A 16,297-nucleotide genomic window follows, 5' to 3' on the forward strand; every position below is an offset into this window, starting at 1 on the left:
GGAACCCATGCCCGCTGACGTCGTCAGCACCGACCCCCGCACCGGCGAGGCCGTCGAGGTGGTCGCGCAGGAGACCACCTCGGCCGAGGTGGACCGCCTCTGCGCGGCGGCGCTGGCCGCCGCGCCCGCGCTGGACGACCTCGGCCGGGCCGGCCGCGCCGCCCTGCTGCGCGACCTGGCCGGCGCGCTGGAGGCCCGGCGGGAGGACGTCGTCGCCGTCGCCGACCGCGAGACCGCCCTCGGGACGACCCGGCTGAACGGTGAGCTCACCCGGACCTGCTACCAGCTGCGGCTGTTCGCGGAGGTGCTGGAGGAGGGCAGCTACCTGGAGGCCGCCATCGACCACGCCGGCGACAGCCCGATGGGCCCGCGGCCGGACCTGCGACGGATGCTCGTCCCGATCGGCCCGGTCGCCGTCTTCGGCGCCAGCAACTTCCCGCTCGCCTTCTCCGTGCCCGGCGGCGACACCGCGTCGGCGCTGGCCGCGGGCTGCCCCGTGGTGGTCAAGGCGCACGGCTCCCACCCGGCGACGTCGCAGCTGGTGTTCGAGGTGCTGGCCGAGGCCGCGGCCGAGGCCGGTGCCCCCGACGGCACCCTCGGCATCGTGCACGGGCTGCAGGCCGGCGCCGACCTCGTCGCCCACCCCGCGATCCGCGCCGTCGGCTTCACCGGATCGGTCAACGGCGGGCGCGCGCTGCTGGAGATCATCGAGCGGCGTCCCGACCCCGTCCCCTTCTTCGGGGAGCTGTCCAGCCTCAACCCGCTGGTCGTCACCCCGCAGGCCGCCGGTGAGCGCGGCGAGACGATCGGCCGCGAGCTGGTCGGCTCCGTGACCCTGGGCGGTGGTCAGTTCTGCACCAAGCCGGGCCTGGCCTTCGTGCCCTCCGGCCCCGAGGGCGACCGCGTGGTCGGGGCGATGGCCGAGGCGGTGCGGGCCGCGGCCGCGCCCGTGCTGCTCAACGAGGGCATCGCCGCCTCCTACGGCCGCATCTCCGACGGCCTGGCGGCCGCACCGGGCGTCGAGGAGGTCGCCCGCGGGGAGCAGCCGTCGGGTGCGGGGTTCGCGGCGACCCCGCGGCTGCTCACCACGTCGGCGCGCGAGCTGCCGGCCGAGGTCACCGAGGAGTGCTTCGGCCCGGTCAGCGTGGTGGCCCGCTACGACGGCGAGGACGAGCTCTTCGCCGCGTTCGACGCCCTGCCGTCCTCGCTCACGGCCACGGTGCTGCGCGGCGAGGGCGAGACCGACCTGCCGCTGGCGGTGTCCCAGCAGTTGCGCACCCGGGCCGGCCGCATCGTCTACGACGCCTACCCGACCGGGGTCGCCGTCTCCTGGGCGCAGCACCACGGTGGGCCGTGGCCGTCGACGAACTCGCAGCACACCTCGGTGGGGACCTCGGCGATCCGCCGCTTCCTGCGCCCGGTGACGTGGCAGGGGGCCCCGGCGGAGGTCCTGCCCGAGGAGCTGACCGACGGCTACGACCGCATCCCGCGACGGGTCGACGGGACGCTGCAGCTGCCCCGTGGCTGAACGGGTCGCGCTGGTCTCCTCCGAGCGGGGGCTGCGGGTGGACCCGGACCTGCCGCTCGCCGCCGCGGCGTTGGCGGACGCCGGGTACCAGGTGGACCTCCTCCGCTGGGACGACGCCGACGCGGACTGGGGCGGCGCCGACCTCGCCGTCGTCCGGTCGTGCTGGGACTACGCCTGGCGTCGGGAGGAGTTCCTGCGCTGGGCGGCCACGGTGCCCCGGCTCCGCAACGACGCCGCCCTGCTGCGCTGGAACACCGACAAGGTGTACCTGCGCGACCTGGAGGCGGCCGGGGTGCCCGTCGTGCCGACGGTGTGGGACCCGGCCGGTCCCGGTGACCTGCCCGAGGCGCGCGAGTGGGTGGTCAAGCCGTCGGTCTCCGCGGGGTCCCGCGACACCGCCCGGTGGGGCGACCGGTCGGCGGCGCTGGCGCACGCCGCCGAGCTGACCGCGGCCGGGCGCACGGCGATGCTCCAGCCCTACCTCCCCAGCGTGGACGAGCGGGGCGAGACGGCGATGCTGTTCCTCGGCGGCCGGTTCTCCCACGCCGTGCGCAAGGGCGCCCTGCTGAAGCCCGGCGAGGGCGTCCGGCAGGACCGGGACAGCCGCGGCGACCTCCGGCCGGTGACGCCCACGGCCGCCCAGCGGTCGGTGGCGCAGTCGGTGTCCGACGCGATCGGCGACCTGGTGCCCGGCGCGGCGACGCCGCTCTACGCCCGGATCGACCTGGTCGCCGACGACGCGGGGAGGCCGGTGCTCCTGGAGCTGGAGCTCACCGAGCCGAGCCTCTTCCTGCCCCAGGCGCCGGAGGCCGCCGCGACCCTCGCGCGCGCGGTGGAGGCGGAACTCAGCCGGTGAGCGGGGTGCTGGGCGGCTTCGCGGCCCTGGCCGCGGTGATCGCCGTGGGCTGGGCGGTGGGGCGGTACGGCGTCCTCGGTGCGGACGCGCCCGGCATCCTCTCCCGGCTGTCGTTCTTCGTCGCCACGCCGGCGTTGCTCTTCCTCACCCTGGGCCGCGCCGACACCGCCACGGTGGCCTCGCTGGCGTTGGTCGCCACCGCTGGCAGCGCCGTCGTGATCGCGTTGCTGTACGCCGGCCTGGCGTGGTGGCGGTGGCGCCTCGCTCCGGCGCACCTCGCCACCGGTGCACTGTCCTCGTCCTACGTCAACGCCGGGAACCTGGGGATCCCCGTGGCGGTGTACGTCGTGGGCAACGCCTCCTACGTGGCTCCGGTCCTGCTCTTCCAGGTGCTGGTCATGGCGCCCGTGGGGCTCGCCGTGCTGGCCGGCTCACGGGCCGGCAGGGAGCAGGCTCCGACGTGGCGGCAGTTGGTCCTCGCGCCGCTGAGGACCCCGGTCGTCATCGGGTGCGCGCTCGGCCTGCTGCTGGCGGCCAGCGGGCTGGACCTGCCCGGGGTGGTCCTCGAGCCGGTCGAGCTCATCGCGGCGCTGGCGGTGCCGGCCGCGCTGCTGGCCTACGGGATGACCCTGCACGGTGCGCCCCGGCCGGCGGCCGGGGCGCTGGCGGGACAGGTGTGGCTGGCCGTCGTCCTGAAGAACCTGGTGATGCCCGCCGTCGCGTACGCGCTCGGCCGCTGGGTCGCCGGGCTCGACGGCACCGCCCTGCTCGCGGTCACCGTCACCTCCGCGCTGCCCACCGCGCAGAACGTCTTCGTCTACGCCGCCTCCTACGACCGGGGCACGGTGCTGGCGCGGGACGTCATCCTGCTCAGCACCGTGCTGTCGGTCCCCGTCCTCGTCGGCATCGCGGTGCTGCTGGCATGAAAGGAGTTCCCGTGGAGACCGAGGAGTTCGACGCCGTGCTCATCGGTGGCGGCGTCATGAGTGCGACGCTGGCCACGCTGCTCGGCGAGCTGGAGCCGGGGTGGCGGATCGCCGTGGTCGAGCGGTTGGACGACGCGGGGCTGGAGAGCTCGAGCGCCTGGAACAACGCCGGCACGGGCCATGCCGGGCTCTGCGAGTTCAACTACACCCCCCGTCGGGCCGACGGGTCGGTCGACGTCTCCCGCGCCGTGGAGATCGGCGAGCAGTTCGCCGCCTCCCTGGTGCTGTGGGCGCACCTGGTGTCGAGCGGCCGGATCGGTCCGGCGAAGGATTTCGTCCGCCCGGTGCCGCACCTGGGCTTCGGCCGGGGGGCGGACGGCGTCGCGCACCTGCGCGGCCGGTGGCAGGCGTTGCGCGACCACCCGCTGTTCGCCGGGACGCTGTTCAGCGACGACCCCGCCGTGCTCGCCCGCTGGCTGCCGCTGGTGTTCGCCGACCGGCCCGACGACGGGCCCGTCGCCCTCACGCGCTCGTCGCAGGGCACCGACGTCGACTTCGGCGTGCTGACCCGGCAACTCCTCGCCGCGGCACGGTCGCGGGGGGCGTCGGTGCGGCTGGGGACCGAGGTGACCGCGCTGGAGCGGACGGGCGGCACATGGTCGGTGGGCGTGCGGGAGACGGCCACCCGGGCGGAGAGCCGGCTCCGGGCGCCCTACGTCTTCGTCGGCGCCGGCGGCGGGACGCTGCCGCTGCTGCAGCGGGCGCGGGTCCCGGAGGTGCGCCGCTACGGCGCCTTCCCGATCAGCGGGCTGTTCCTGCGCACCGCGCGCCCGGACCTGGTGACCGCCCACCGGGCCAAGGTCTACGGGCACGCCGCTCCGGGGGCGCCGACCATCTCCGTTCCGCACCTGGACCACCGCACGGTGGACGGCGCCGAGCACCTGCTCTTCGGCCCGTTCGCGGCGTTCTCCCCGCGATTCCTCCGGACCGGGCGGCGCACGGACCTGCTCCGCTCCGTCCGGCCGGGCAACCTCCCGGTGCTCGCCGCGTCGGCCCGGGACAACCGGTCGCTCATGGCCTACCTGGTCCGGCAGCTCGCCCAGACCCCCCGTGCCCGGCTCGACGCCCTGCGGGTGTTCGTCCCCTCCGCCGAGGCCGGGGACTGGGAGCTGGTCCCGGCCGGGCAGCGGGTGCAGGTGCTGAAGATGTCCGGCGGGCGCGGCGCCGTGGTCGGTTTCGGCACCGAGGTCGTCACCTCGGCCGGGGGATCGCTCGCCGCCCTGCTCGGGGCGTCCCCGGGGGCCTCGACGGCGGCCGCGACGATGGTCGACGTGCTGGCGGCGAGCTTCCCGGGCCGCATGGCGCAGTGGGCCCCGCGGCTGCAGGAGATCGCCCCGGCCGGCCCGGGCCGCCCGCATCCGGCGGAGCTGCACGCACGGGCGTCCGCCGCCCGCCGGGTCCTCGGCCTCGACCCGGCCACCGACCAGCCGGGGGAGGCCCCCGCATGACCGCCTCCGCGCTCCTCGAACGGCTCCGCGCGGCGGTGGGGGACGCCGGGCTGGTCACCGATCCGGGACAGCTGGCCGGGTACCTCGGCGACTGGCGCGGCGCGTACTCGGGCCGCGCGGCGGCCGTGGTCCGGCCGGCGAGCACCGAGGAGGTGGCCGCGGTCGTGCGGGTCTGCGCGGCGGAGGGCGCGGCCGTCGTCCCCCAGGGCGGCAACACCGGGCTGTGCGGGGGAGCCGTGCCCGACGCGTCCGGCCGTCAGGTGGTGGTCTCGCTGGACCGCCTGCGTCGCGTGCGCGCCGTCGACCCGGTCGACCAGACGATCACCGTGGAGGCCGGCGTGGTGCTGCAGGCGGTGCAGGAGGCGGCCGCCGCCGTGGGCTGCCTCTTCCCGCTCTCCCTGGGCTCGGAGGGAAGCTGCACCATCGGCGGCAACCTGTCCACGAACGCCGGGGGCACCGCGGTGCTGCGGTACGGGACGATGCGCGACCTCACGCTCGGGCTGGAGGTGGTCCTGCCCGACGGCCGGGTCTGGAACGGTCTGCGCGGGCTGCGCAAGGACAACACCGGCTACGACCTCAAGCAGGTGTTCATCGGGGCCGAGGGCACGCTCGGCCTGGTGACGGCGGCGGTGCTGAAGCTCTTCCCGGCCGTCCGCAGCCGGGCGACGGCGTGGGTGGCCGTGGGGTCGGTCCGGGCGGCCGTGGACCTGTTCGGCATCGTGCGCGCCCTGTGCGGCGACCGGCTCACCGGCTTCGAGATCATGTCCCGCCAGAGCGTGGAGTTCGTGCTGCGGCACGGCCCGGGCGCGCGCGACCTCTTCGGGGCCGTCCACCCCTGGTACGTGCTCGTGGAGCTCGGCGACACGCTGCCCGACGCCGGCCTGGACGGGTTGCTCGAGTCCGCCCTCGGTGGGGCGTTCGAGCGGGACGTCGCGGAGGACGCGGTCGTGGCCTCCGGTTCGGCGCAGGCCGCCGCGCTGTGGGGGCTGCGCGAGGGGATCTCCGAGGCCCAGAACTTCGAGGGCCCGAGCCTCAAGCACGACGTGACGGTCCCGGTGAGCAGCATCCCGGCGTTCGTCGAGCGGACCGACCGGGCGCTGCGCGCCGCGGTGCCGGGGATCCGGATCGTCACCTACGGGCACGTCGGCGACGGCAACCTGCACTACAACCTGAGCAAGCCGGTGGACGCCGACGACGACGCCTTCCGGCGGCGGGCCGACGAGCTCGCCCGCGTCGTCTACGACTCGACGAGCGCCTTCGGCGGCAGCATCAGCGCCGAGCACGGGCTGGGGCAGTCCAAGCGCGACGTCATCGCCGACTACAAGGACGCCCTCGAGCTGGACCTGATGCGGGGCATCAAGCAGCTGCTCGACCCCGGCGGCCTGATGAACCCCGGCAAGGTGCTGCCCGGCTGACCGGACGTGCTGCTCGTCGGGGGCCCGGGGCCTGACGAGGCCCAGCGCGCCGTCCTGCACGGCTCCGGGCTCACCTGGCTCCCGCCCGAGCAGGCCCTGGATCCCGGAGCCGTCGCCGAGGCCGTGGCCGCGCGCGTGGACGCCCTCCACGTCGACCTCGACGTGCACGACCCTCCGTCGCCCCGGCGAACACCTACGCCGCGGGCGGATCGAGCCCAGCTCACGCTCGACGGCTACGGCTACGGCTACGGCTACGGCTACGGCTACCGGTGCCTGCGGGCGGTGACCGAGGACGGCCGCCGGTCGCTGTAGCGGCGCAGCAGCGGCCCGGCGTCGTGCTCCACCACCCGCGGGGCGGTGGGGCCGAGGACCGCCACGGTGCCGACGAAGCCGGCTGGCGAGGCGAGCGCCGCGAGCGAAGGTGCCGGCACGTCCCCGTCCGCCGCACCCCAGCGCAGCACCCGCGGAGGTGACGCGGGGGAGGAGACGACGATGTCCTCCAGCGGTGACGAGAGCCCGGCGCCGGTCGCCTTGACCGCGGCCTCCTTGCGGGTCCAGTAGGCCGTGAACACCTCGGCGCGGGTCCCGGCCCGATGCCGGGCGAGCACCGCCCGCTCCTCCGGCGCGAGGACGAACCGGGCCACATCGGCCAGGTCGGCCTCCGCCCACGGGCCGACCTGCTCGACGTCCACCCCGACGTGGGCGTCCCGGCTCACCGCGACGACCGCCCGGTCCCCGGCGTGGGACACCGACACGTGCAGACCCGTGCCGCCGAGCAGGCGCGGCTTGCCGTGCTGGGCTCCGCACGCGCGGCAGGTGCGGTCGACCCGGAGCGACCCGGGCGACCGGCCGGCGAGCCCGCCCAGCACCAGGCGGGCGACCGCCCACGCCGCCGTCGTCCGCTGCCGGTCCGCGGGACGGTGCAACCGCGCGCGCCGGGCGACGTCGTCGTCGTCCAGCAGCTCGTCGTGCTCGGGGCGGACCTCGCCGGCGCGGACCCACCACACCTGGCAGCTCCCCGGTGCCAGCGGGGGCAGCGCGCCGAGGGCCGGCCGGACGGCGGTCCGTGCCGCCGCTGCGCTCACCCGTGCCTCTTCAGCTCGGTGAAGAAGTCGTCCACGACCCGCAGGTCGCCGCTGTCCCGCACGGCGTCGTGGACGAACCGGCCGACCGCCAGGTCGAGCACGCCGAGGCCGAACGGCGAGAAGACGACGGTCCGGTCGGGGGGCACCGCGATCCGCTCCTCGAGGACGTCGGCCAGCGTCCCGAGGAGGAAGTCCCTGCTGCCGGTCAGCTGCTCGGTCAGGTGCGGGGAGGTCTGCGCCTTCAGGCAGTGCTCGACGTCGTCGACGACGTTGGTGGCCTCGAGCAGCACCGCGGGGGCGAGGTCGCGCAGGGACACGTGGAGCACCACCGGTGCGTGCCCGAACCACGCCGGGTCGTGCACGTACGGAGCGCCCGCGACGGTGGCGAACACGAGCAGGTCGCTGTCCCGGACGACCGACTCGAGGTCGTCGTGGACGGTGACGTGGCCGGGTGAGCCGGAGCGCTCCAGGTAGCCGCGGAACCCCTCAGCGCTGCCCCGGTCCAGGTCGTGGACCCCAATCTCCTCGAAGGCCCACCCCGTGGCGGCCAGGTAGGTGTGCACGTAGCGGGCGATCAGCCCGGCGCCGACGAACCCGGCGCGCAGGGGCCGCGGCCGGCCCCGGCTGAGCCGCTCGGCGGCCGCCGCGGCCGAGGCCGCGGTGCGCGCCGCGCTGATGATGGAGGACTCCATGCAGGCGTACGGGTAGCCGGTGGCCGGGTCGTTGAGGATCAGCACCGCGGAGGCCCGGGGCAGCCCCGAGGCCACGTTCCCGGGGAAGCTGGAGATCCACTTCAGGCCGTCGACGGGCGCGTCGCCCCCGAGGGACGCGGGCAGGGCGATGATCCGTGACGTCGGCCGGTCCGGGAAACGCAGGAAGTACGACGGCGGGTTCACGGTGGCACCGTCCCCGTGCAGCCGGTAGGTCTCCTCGACCAGCGCGACCACCTCCCGCTCCCTGCCGCGCAGCACGGAGGCGACCTGGGCGCCGGGCACGATCGCGAAGGGCGGCGGCGCGGCCGGCCCCGGTCCCGGCAGCTCGGCCGACGACGGCAGGGGCGACGGCGCGCTGCGGACGTCGGTCATCGCGCACCGCCCTCGGTGGTGCCGGCGGCGTCGACGCGGACCGGGTCGGTCAGCGCGACGACCACCTCCCGCGGGCCGGTGAAGGGTTCACGGCCGTGCGCCGTGCGCACGTTGTCGACCAGCAGCAGGTCACCCGCCTGCCACGGTTCCCGGCGCGTGTGCGAGTCGTAGACCTCGTTGATCGCGGCCACCTCGTCCGGCCCCACCGGGCTGCCGTCCCCGAACCGGGTGGTGAACGGCAGGCCGTCGGGACCGTACTCGTCGACGAGGAAGTCGCGCACCTCCGGCAGCAGCGTCCACTCGCTGAGGAAGGCCATCTGGTTGAACCAGCAGCGCCGGCCGCCGACCGGGTGGGTCACGACGGCGGGACGGTGCTGCCGCGTGCGCAGCGTGCCGTCGGGGCGCCAGTCGGCCTCGATCCCGGCCGACCGGCAGTAGGCGTCCACCCCGGCCGGGTCGTCGGTGCCGAACGCGTCGGCCCAGGACGCGCCGATCTCCTCGTTGTACGTGCGCTCGAGCACCCAGCCGTACCGCTCGGCGCGCGCCCGCAGGTCCGGCGGCAGGTCGGCCAGCACGGCAGCGGCGTCCGCCACGGCGGTGGCGCCGCCGGTCTCCGGCGCGGTCAGGCAGCCGAAGAGCAGCAGGCCGGGAGGAGCGGAGGTGTAGCTCAGCTCGTGGTGCATGCACATCGGCTGGTTCGCCGGCCACGGCGTCGACGGGTACGCGCCCTCGGCGTCCGCCTCGCGCGCGGCGAAGGCCTCGCGCTCGGTCATCGGCCCGGAGCCGAGCCGGCCGGCCAGCAGGGCGACGTCCGCCGCCGTCCGGATCCCCAGCCCGCGGACCAGCAGGACGCCGTGCTCGGCCACCAGCGCCCGGACGGTGTCACGGTTCTGGCTGCCCCACCGCGCCGGCTCGTCGGGCGGGACGCGGAGGACCGGCAGTGCCCCCGGCGCGGGCCGCAGGTCGGGGGACACCGTGGGGATCGCGGACATGGCGGACTTCCTTCCGGAGAGAGGGGTCAGCGCGCGGGGTCGGCGGGGACCCGGGGGGCGGAGGCAGCGACCGACGCCGCGCGTTCGTCCAGCAGGGCGGCGAGGTCGGCGAGGACGGGGGTGCGTGCGATGTCGCCCAGCGACACGGCCCGGTCGAGAGCGGCGGCGAGACGGACGACGGACAGCGACGTGCCGCCGGCCTCGACGAACGAGGTCTCCCTGCCGATGCGCTCGACGGGCACGCCGAGCACGGTCGACCACAGGGCGGCCAGGCGCTGCTCCGTCGGGCCGGCCGGCGCCGAGGCATGCGCCGCCGAGCGCAGGTCCGCGGCGAGCGCCGTGAGGGCCTTCCGGTCCACCTTGCCGTTGCCCGTGAGCGGCAGCTCGGGGCGGCGGCAGAAGAGCGTCGGCACCATGTAGGCCGGGAGGGTGGCCGCGAGCAGGTCGGCGAACTCCTGGTCGGCGCCGGCGGGCGCATCGCCGGTCCAGCAGGCGACCAGCCGGGCGCCGCGCCCGCTCCCGGTGACCACCACGGCGGCGTCCCGGACACCGGGCAGCCGCAGCAGCGCGTTCTCGACCTCCCCGAGCTCGATGCGGAACCCGGCCACCTTGACCTGGTGGTCCTGCCTGCCCAGGTACTCGAGCTTGCCGTCGGGCCGCCAGCGGCCCTGGTCGCCGCTGCGGTACAGCCGGTGCCCGGGTCGGAGCGGGTCGGCCAGGAAGGCCCGGGCGGTCCGCTCCGGGTCGTTGACGTACCCGCGGCCGACGCAGACCCCCGAGAACGCGATCTCCCCGGGCGCGCCGAGCGGGACGGGCCGCAAGCGGTCGTCCAGCACGTAGACGGTCACGTTCTGGACCGGCCGGCCCAGGGGCACCCGGTCGCCGTCCGGGGGGCGGTGCAGGACCTCGTGGTTGGTGTCGTCGGACGTCTCGGTCAATCCGTAGGCGTTCACCAGCGGCACGGTGGGCAGCACGTCGAACCAGCGCTGCACGAGCTCGGGCTTGACCGCCTCGCCGGTCACCGAGACCACCCGCAGGTCCGGCAGGTCCCGCGGGTGCTGCTGCAGGTGCGCCAGCACGACCTCCAGGTAGGACGGCACGATCTGCAGCACGCTGATCCGGCGCTCGACGAGGGTGTCGACGAAGCGGCCGACGTCGAGGACGACGTCCTGCGGGACGAGCACGGTGCGGCCGCCGACCAGCCAGGCCCCGAGCAGCTGCCAGAGGGAGATGTCGAAGCACTGCGGCGCGGTCTGCGCCACGACGCTGTGCTCGTCGAGGCCCAGGTCGGAGATCTTCGCGAGCAGGTGGTTGAGCATGCCCGCGTGCTCGCACATCGCGCCCTTGGGTTCCCCGGTCGAGCCGGAGGTGAAGTAGAGGTAGGCCAGCCCGGTCGCCGGCACGGCCACCGGCCGGGCCACGACGGGATCGCCGGAGCAGACGGCCCCCAGGTCGAGGGTGCGGACGGCGGGCAGGTCGGCGAGGGCCGTGTCGAGCGAGCCGCGGCTGCCGTCCTCGGTCAGCACCAGCCGCACCCCGGCGCGGCCGAGAGCGGAGGCGATCCGGGCCGGGGGGAAGTGCGGCTCGAGGGGCAGGTACGCCCCGCCCGCCTGGAGCACGCCGAGCACCGCCGCGGCCCACTCCATCGAGCGCTCGGTGACGACCGCGACCACGTCCTCGTCCGCGAGCCCGGCGTCGAGCAGTGCGGCCGTGACCTGGTCGGCGCGGGCGGCGAGCTCGGCGTAGGTCCAGCGTGCGTCCCCGCGTTCGAGGGCGACCGCGTCCGGCCGCTCGGCCACCTGCCTGCGGACCAGCTCGTGCGGTCGCTCCTCGGGGAGCGGCCGGCGGGCGCCGGCGAGGCCGTGCACCTGGTGGTCGAGCTCGGCGCCGGACAGCAGCGTCGCCGCACCGGGATCGGCGTCCGGGTCGACGGTCAGCGCGGTCAGCGCCGCGCGGTGGTAACCGGCGATGCGGTGGGCAGCGGAGGCGTCCAGCACCTCCGTGCGGTGGCGCAGCCGCAGGAGGAGCCGGTCGTCCCCGGTCTCGAGCTCCAGCCGGATGACCGCTCCCGGGGACGGGGGCCCGGGCCGCCCGGCCGGGTCGAACTCCGCCTCGCTGATCGGGCCGGGGGTGCCCAGCTCTGCGCGGACGTCGTCCACGGGGTGTCCGGCGGCGGCCCGGAGGGCCAGCTCGCGGGCGCCCACCTCGGCCACGAGAGCGCGCCACGACGGCGCGGCGGCCGGGAGCAGGCACGGCAGCGGGCGGGCCCCCGGCGCGGTCACGTACGACGTGACCACCTGCGCCTCCCCCGACAGGGCGGCGAGGACGCGGGCGTGCGCGGCGAGCACCAGTGTGCTCAACGGCACGGCGAGCTCGGTCGCCAGCTCCCGGAGCCGGGCCGTCGTGGGCCCGTCGACCTCGAGGTCGACGTCGGTGACGCCGGCGGAGGTCGGGGTCGCCCAGCGCGGCAGGCTCGTCGTGCCGCCGGCCAGCAGCACGTCACGCCAGTAGCGTCCGGCCGCGTCCTGCGGGGTACGTGCGGCCGGGTCCTGCGGGGTACGTGCGGCCGGGTCCTGCGGGGTACGTGCGGCCGGGTCCTGCCGGGTACGTGCGGCCGGGTCCTGCCGGTCGCTCCGTGCCGGTTCGTGCAGGGTGGTCATCGGGACCTCCGGAATCGACTGCCTGGGGATGCGCGGTGCCGACCGCGGCCGACGGTCGCCGCCGTGAGGGCCGGGACCAGTCCGGCCACCGCGACACCGCCCGCGACGGCGCCCGCGCGGTGCCCGGCGGGTCCCGTCGCGGGAGGACGGCCGCCGGCGGCCGGGCGGGGGGTGGGCTCGGCGGGGATCACGATCACCGGCCCGCGGGAGTCCGAGGAGGCCGAGGAACCACGGGACGCCCCCGGCGGCGCGGCCTGCGCGCGGTGCGCAACGCCGTCCCCGGGCGCGGCGACCGGCGGGTCGAGGACCTGGACCGCCGGGTTGCCGCTCCAGATCGCTCCTGCGGGCACCTCCTCGCCCTTCATCAGGAACGCGTCCGCGGCCAGCGCGGAGCCCTCGCCCATGGTGACGCCGTAGTGCACCCATGCGCCGACGCCGACCGTGCAGCCGGCCCCCAGCGTGATGGCACCGGACTTGAAGGCGCTGTCCTCCTGCGAGTGGCCCTGGACGGTGGCGCCGGCGTTGAGCGTGCAGCCGTCGCCGAGCGTCACCAGGGACCGCTCGGGCATCCCGCAGCCGTCGTCGAAGAGCCGCCGGGCGCCCCGGACACCGAGCAGGCGCCAGATCAGGCCCTTGAGCGGGGTGCCGTTGAAGATCTCGGGGTGCGCGTGCATCTTCCAGAACCGCTCGTGCCACCAGAAGTACGGGTCGTAGATGGACACGGTGCGCGGGCGCAGGGGGCGGAAGCGGGTCGAGAGGCGCTCGAGGAACACCCCCCAGGCGGTGGTGAGCAGCAGGGCCAGCAGGGTGGATGCCACGAACACGGCGGAGCCGAGGTGCGGGTAGTACGCGGCGGCGACCAGCGTGGCGGTGAGGATCAGGAACAGGTTGGACCAGCGGGCGAGCAGGAACAGCAGGATGGTCCGCAGGTTGTAGCGGTTCTTCCGCCGGAGCAGGGCCGGCAGCTGGTCCTGTGGCGGGAGCAGGGCGAGGTCTCGGTCCACCGAGCGCGGGATCTCGAACGCGGGGGAGCCGAGCAGCCCCACGTCCTGCCGCACCGGGCCGTCGACCGGCACGAGCACCTTGGTCGCCAGCAGGCAGTTGTCGCCGATCCGGGCGCCGGACGGGTAGGTGATGGCGTTGCCGAGGAAGCTGTGCGCGCCGATCCGCGCCGGCGCCAGCGTGAAGGACGTGCTCGAGAAGTCGGCGTTGACGATCGACAGCCCGTCGGCGGCCATCGTGCCGGTGCCGATCCGGACGAGGTAGGGCGTCTCGTGCTTCACGCCGGTGCCGAAGTTCGATCCCGTCTGGAGCACCGGTGTCATCCGGTACCCGATCGCGCGCAGGTAGCCGACGATGTAGGAGCTGTCGCCGAGCAGCCCGGTCAGGAACTTCGAGTTGGTCGTGCGCGCGATCGTGCGCTGCAGGGAGTAGTGCAGGCCGTACAGGGGATAGACCCGGCCCGACCGCAGGGGCAGCGCCAGCAGGCGCGGAACGGTCACGACGAACAGCGCCGACCCGAGCGCACCGCCGGTGAAGACGATGGCGGAGACCAGCAGGCAGCCCAGCCAGAAGCCGGCGTCCGCCGGGGTTCCCGGCGTGAGGTCGACGTCGAGCACCGGCAGGTCGGCGATGGCGGCGTCGAGCACCCCCACGGCGAGCGGCATGGTGACCAGTGCCGTGGTGACCAGCTGCCCGAGCCCGTACGTGAACCGTCTGGCGGAGCCGCTCCGGCGCGGCTCGGCCGATCGGTAGGAGGAGTCCGTCCGCGTGGCGGGGGACCCGTGCCAGGTCTGGCCGGGGGGCACCGACTGGCCTTCGTGCAGCGACGACCGGTGGGCCAGCGTGGCGCCGTCCCCGAGCGACGTGCCGATGTCGAGCACCGCGCCCTCGCCGACGTAGGCGTCCCGGCCGATCGTCACCGGTCCGGTCTCGACGACCCCGTCGACCACGCGGTAGCAGGAGAGGAAGGTGTCCTTGCGGACCACCGCGCCCTCGCCGAGCGTCAGCAGATCCGTGCAGACGGGTATGGCCCGGGTCAGGACGAGGGTGCCGCGCCCGACGCGGGCACCGAGCGCGCGGAGGTACAGCGAGTACAGGGGTGACCCGGCGAGCAGCCGGGTCACCGGACTGGTCCGCAGCAGCGTCTTGACCACCCAGAACCGCAGGTAGGGCAGGCTCCACACCCGGAAGTGCTCGGACCGCCACCGGCCGACGAGGATCCACTTGGTCGCCACCGGGAACAGGGCCGCACCGGCGAACGTGGCCGCACCCACCACCACCGCGCGCCGGTAGAAGTCGAACAGGTCCCCGCTGTCCACCACCCACTCGAAGCCGCGCAGGGCCAGGGCGGTGGTCGCATAGGTCCACGCCAGGAACGTCAGTGCCTGGAGGACTCCGCACAGCACGTAGCGAGGGCGCCCGCGGGCCGGGGCGGGCGCCGCCGGCGGCGCACCGCTCGCTCCGTTCCCCGACCGCGGGTCCGCCGCCGCCGCGCGGGCGGGCCGGGTCTGCTCCGGCTCGGCCGTCGCCGGGATCCTCACCAACGTCGACGCCAGCCCGGTGAGCGTCGCGTGCTGGTACACGGCCTTGATCGACACCGTCGGCAGGCCGGGCTGCTTGCGGACGCGGGCGCAGAACTGCGCCATGACCATCGAGTCCGCGCCCAGGTCGTCGAAGAAGTGGGCCTCCGGGTCGACCCGTTCGCGGCCGAGCACGTCGGCCAGCACCGACCCCAGCTGCTCGACCACCGACGGGGTCGCGGCAGGGATCCCCGGACCGCCGACGGCCGTGGCGAGGCCCCGGACGGTGGGGTGCCGGTAGACGTCCTTGATGGAGACCCGCGGCAGATCGGGATCCTTGCGGACCCGGGCGCAGAACTGCGCCATCACCATCGAGTCCGCGCCCAGGTCGTCGAAGAAGTGCGACTCCGGCGTCACGTCCGCGCCGTGCAGGCAGTCGCTGAGGAGACCGCAGAACGCGGCCTCGACACCGGTGACCGCGAGATCGCCGCCGCGCGGGGGGAGCGCACCGACGGGGGCGGCTGCGAGGGCCTGCGCCGTCACGGGGCCGCCGCCGTCGGTGTCCGGCCGGCCGGCCGTGGCCCGGTGCTCACGGCGCCAGCGCGCCCGTGGCCGGCCGGCCGGCGGTGTCCGGGGTCGGCCTGCCGGCGCCGTCCGACCACAGCGGGTCGTCCGTCGACGCGGCCAGCGCCTCCGGGCCGTAGAGGGCCTCCACCCAGTTGGACTGGTAGAGCGTGTCCAGGTACCGCTCGCCCAGGTCGGGCGCGATGGCCACGGCGGTGAGGCCGCGGGCGTCGTGCTCCGCCAGCCAGCGTTCGGCGCCGCTGACGACCGTGCCGGTCGAGCCGCCGAAGAGGAATCCGTGCCGGGCCATCCGGTAGCAGGCGCGCACGGTGTCGCGTTCCTCGACCTGCACGACCTCGTCGATGTAGCTCTCGTCGAGCAGGTCCGGGCGGACGCTCGTGCCCAGTCCCGGGATCATCCGGCGCCCGGCGGGCCCGCCGAAGGTCACCGAGCCGACGGCGTCGACGGCGACGACGCGCACCTGCCGGTCACGGTTCCGGAAGTAGCGCGCGCAGCCCATCAGCGTGCCGGTGGTCCCGGCTCCGACGAAGAGGACGTCGATGTTCGGGAAGTGCCGGGCGATGGCCGGTGCGGTGGTGCGGTAGTGCGCGCGCCAGTTGCCGGGGTTGGCGTACTGGTTCAGCCACACGTAGCGCCGGTCGGACGCGCAGAGCCGCCGCACGAACTGGATGCGGGCGCCCAGGAAGCCCCCGTCGTCCACCGGCTCGGTGACGAGGTGCACCCGGCTGCCGAGCGCCTCCATCAGCCGGCGGGTGGACAGGTTGCAGCGTGGGTCCGTGATGCACAGGAAGCGCAGGCTCCGGCTTGCGGCGATCATGCTGAGCGCGACGCCCAGGTTGCCCGACGACGACTCGACGAGCACCGAGTCCTCCGTGAGGACCCCGTCCTGGATGGCGGCGTCGACCATCTCGGCGGCCGCCTTGAGCTTGATCGACCCGGCGAAGTTGAACCCCTCGCATTTCAGGTGCAGCGGGGAGCCGATGATCCCCGTGAGGTCGACGTAGAGATCCTCGGTGTTGAAGGCTTCGGGAACGGCGACGATGCGTGGCGCGACGGGAGCCGGAGCAGAGGGCCGCGTGCCCCCGTTGGCGCGCGAGACGAAGGGTGAGCTCATCACTGGTCCAAAGGCTGATCG

12 protein-coding genes are annotated in these 16,297 nt (G+C 75.4%); 6 read left to right on the plus strand and 6 right to left on the minus strand.

Translation table 11 applies throughout. The features are described from left to right. The first annotated feature begins 7 nt into the window (after positions 1 to 7). Genes ACI794_RS12715 through ACI794_RS12740 form a run of 6 tightly spaced genes read left to right on the plus strand, consistent with a single transcriptional unit; the run spans position 8 to position 6,545 of the window. The gene (locus ACI794_RS12715; RefSeq protein ID WP_456603266.1) at positions 8 to 1,528 is read left to right on the plus strand and encodes an aldehyde dehydrogenase (NADP(+)); all 1,521 of its coding nucleotides are present in this window, start codon (positions 8 to 10) and stop codon (positions 1,526 to 1,528) included. Then, positions 1,521 to 2,384, plus strand: a complete 864-nt coding sequence (locus ACI794_RS12720; RefSeq protein ID WP_456582333.1) for an ATP-grasp domain-containing protein — start codon at positions 1,521 to 1,523, stop codon at positions 2,382 to 2,384. Before ACI794_RS12715 ends, ACI794_RS12720 begins: the two co-directional genes overlap by 8 nt. After that, positions 2,381 to 3,310: an AEC family transporter gene (locus ACI794_RS12725; RefSeq protein WP_456582332.1), complete on the plus strand. Its 930-nt coding sequence runs from the start codon at positions 2,381 to 2,383 to the stop codon at positions 3,308 to 3,310. The genes ACI794_RS12720 and ACI794_RS12725 overlap by 4 nt, the downstream gene beginning before the upstream one ends. A gap of 11 nt (positions 3,311 to 3,321) precedes the next feature. Then, a complete protein-coding gene (gene mqo, locus ACI794_RS12730; RefSeq protein WP_456603267.1) occupies positions 3,322 to 4,818 on the plus strand; it encodes a malate dehydrogenase (quinone) in 1,497 nt (498 codons plus the stop codon). Further along, positions 4,815 to 6,233 carry an FAD-binding oxidoreductase gene (locus tag ACI794_RS12735; protein WP_456603268.1) on the plus strand — a complete coding sequence of 473 codons (1,419 nt, stop codon included), beginning with the start codon at positions 4,815 to 4,817 and terminating at the stop codon, positions 6,231 to 6,233. The genes mqo and ACI794_RS12735 overlap by 4 nt, the downstream gene beginning before the upstream one ends. A gap of 6 nt (positions 6,234 to 6,239) precedes the next feature. Beyond that, positions 6,240 to 6,545 carry a hypothetical protein gene (locus ACI794_RS12740; RefSeq protein WP_456616533.1) on the plus strand — a complete coding sequence of 102 codons (306 nt, stop codon included), beginning with the start codon at positions 6,240 to 6,242 and terminating at the stop codon, positions 6,543 to 6,545. On the opposite strand, the gene ACI794_RS12745 is transcribed toward ACI794_RS12740, so the two are convergent. The 6 genes from ACI794_RS12745 to sbnA are packed head-to-tail and all read right to left on the minus strand — an operon-like array spanning position 6,497 to position 16,276. Beyond that, positions 6,497 to 7,318 (minus strand): 4'-phosphopantetheinyl transferase family protein, encoded by an 822-nt coding sequence (locus ACI794_RS12745; protein ID WP_456616534.1) that lies wholly within the window; start codon positions 7,316 to 7,318, stop codon positions 6,497 to 6,499. The genes ACI794_RS12740 and ACI794_RS12745 overlap by 49 nt on opposite strands. Next, a complete protein-coding gene (gene sbnB / locus ACI794_RS12750) occupies positions 7,315 to 8,403 on the minus strand; it encodes a 2,3-diaminopropionate biosynthesis protein SbnB (protein WP_456603271.1) in 1,089 nt (362 codons plus the stop codon). Before sbnB ends, ACI794_RS12745 begins: the two co-directional genes overlap by 4 nt. Further along, positions 8,400 to 9,395 (minus strand): TauD/TfdA family dioxygenase, encoded by a 996-nt coding sequence (locus tag ACI794_RS12755; RefSeq protein WP_456616535.1) that lies wholly within the window; start codon positions 9,393 to 9,395, stop codon positions 8,400 to 8,402. Before ACI794_RS12755 ends, sbnB begins: the two co-directional genes overlap by 4 nt. Positions 9,396 to 9,421: 26 nt before the next feature. Then, on the minus strand, positions 9,422 to 12,055 hold the full coding sequence (locus tag ACI794_RS12760; RefSeq protein WP_456616536.1) for an amino acid adenylation domain-containing protein: 2,634 nt from the start codon (positions 12,053 to 12,055) through the stop codon (positions 9,422 to 9,424). Next, on the minus strand, positions 12,052 to 15,120 hold the full coding sequence (locus tag ACI794_RS12765; RefSeq protein WP_456616537.1) for a Pls/PosA family non-ribosomal peptide synthetase: 3,069 nt from the start codon (positions 15,118 to 15,120) through the stop codon (positions 12,052 to 12,054). The genes ACI794_RS12760 and ACI794_RS12765 overlap by 4 nt, the downstream gene beginning before the upstream one ends. 46 nt (positions 15,121 to 15,166) lie before the next feature. After that, positions 15,167 to 16,276 (minus strand): 2,3-diaminopropionate biosynthesis protein SbnA, encoded by a 1,110-nt coding sequence (sbnA, locus tag ACI794_RS12770; protein WP_456616538.1) that lies wholly within the window; start codon positions 16,274 to 16,276, stop codon positions 15,167 to 15,169. Between the last annotated feature and the right edge of the window lie 21 nt (positions 16,277 to 16,297).

The sequence above is a fragment of the Blastococcus sp. SYSU DS0541 genome (assembly GCF_054050875.1).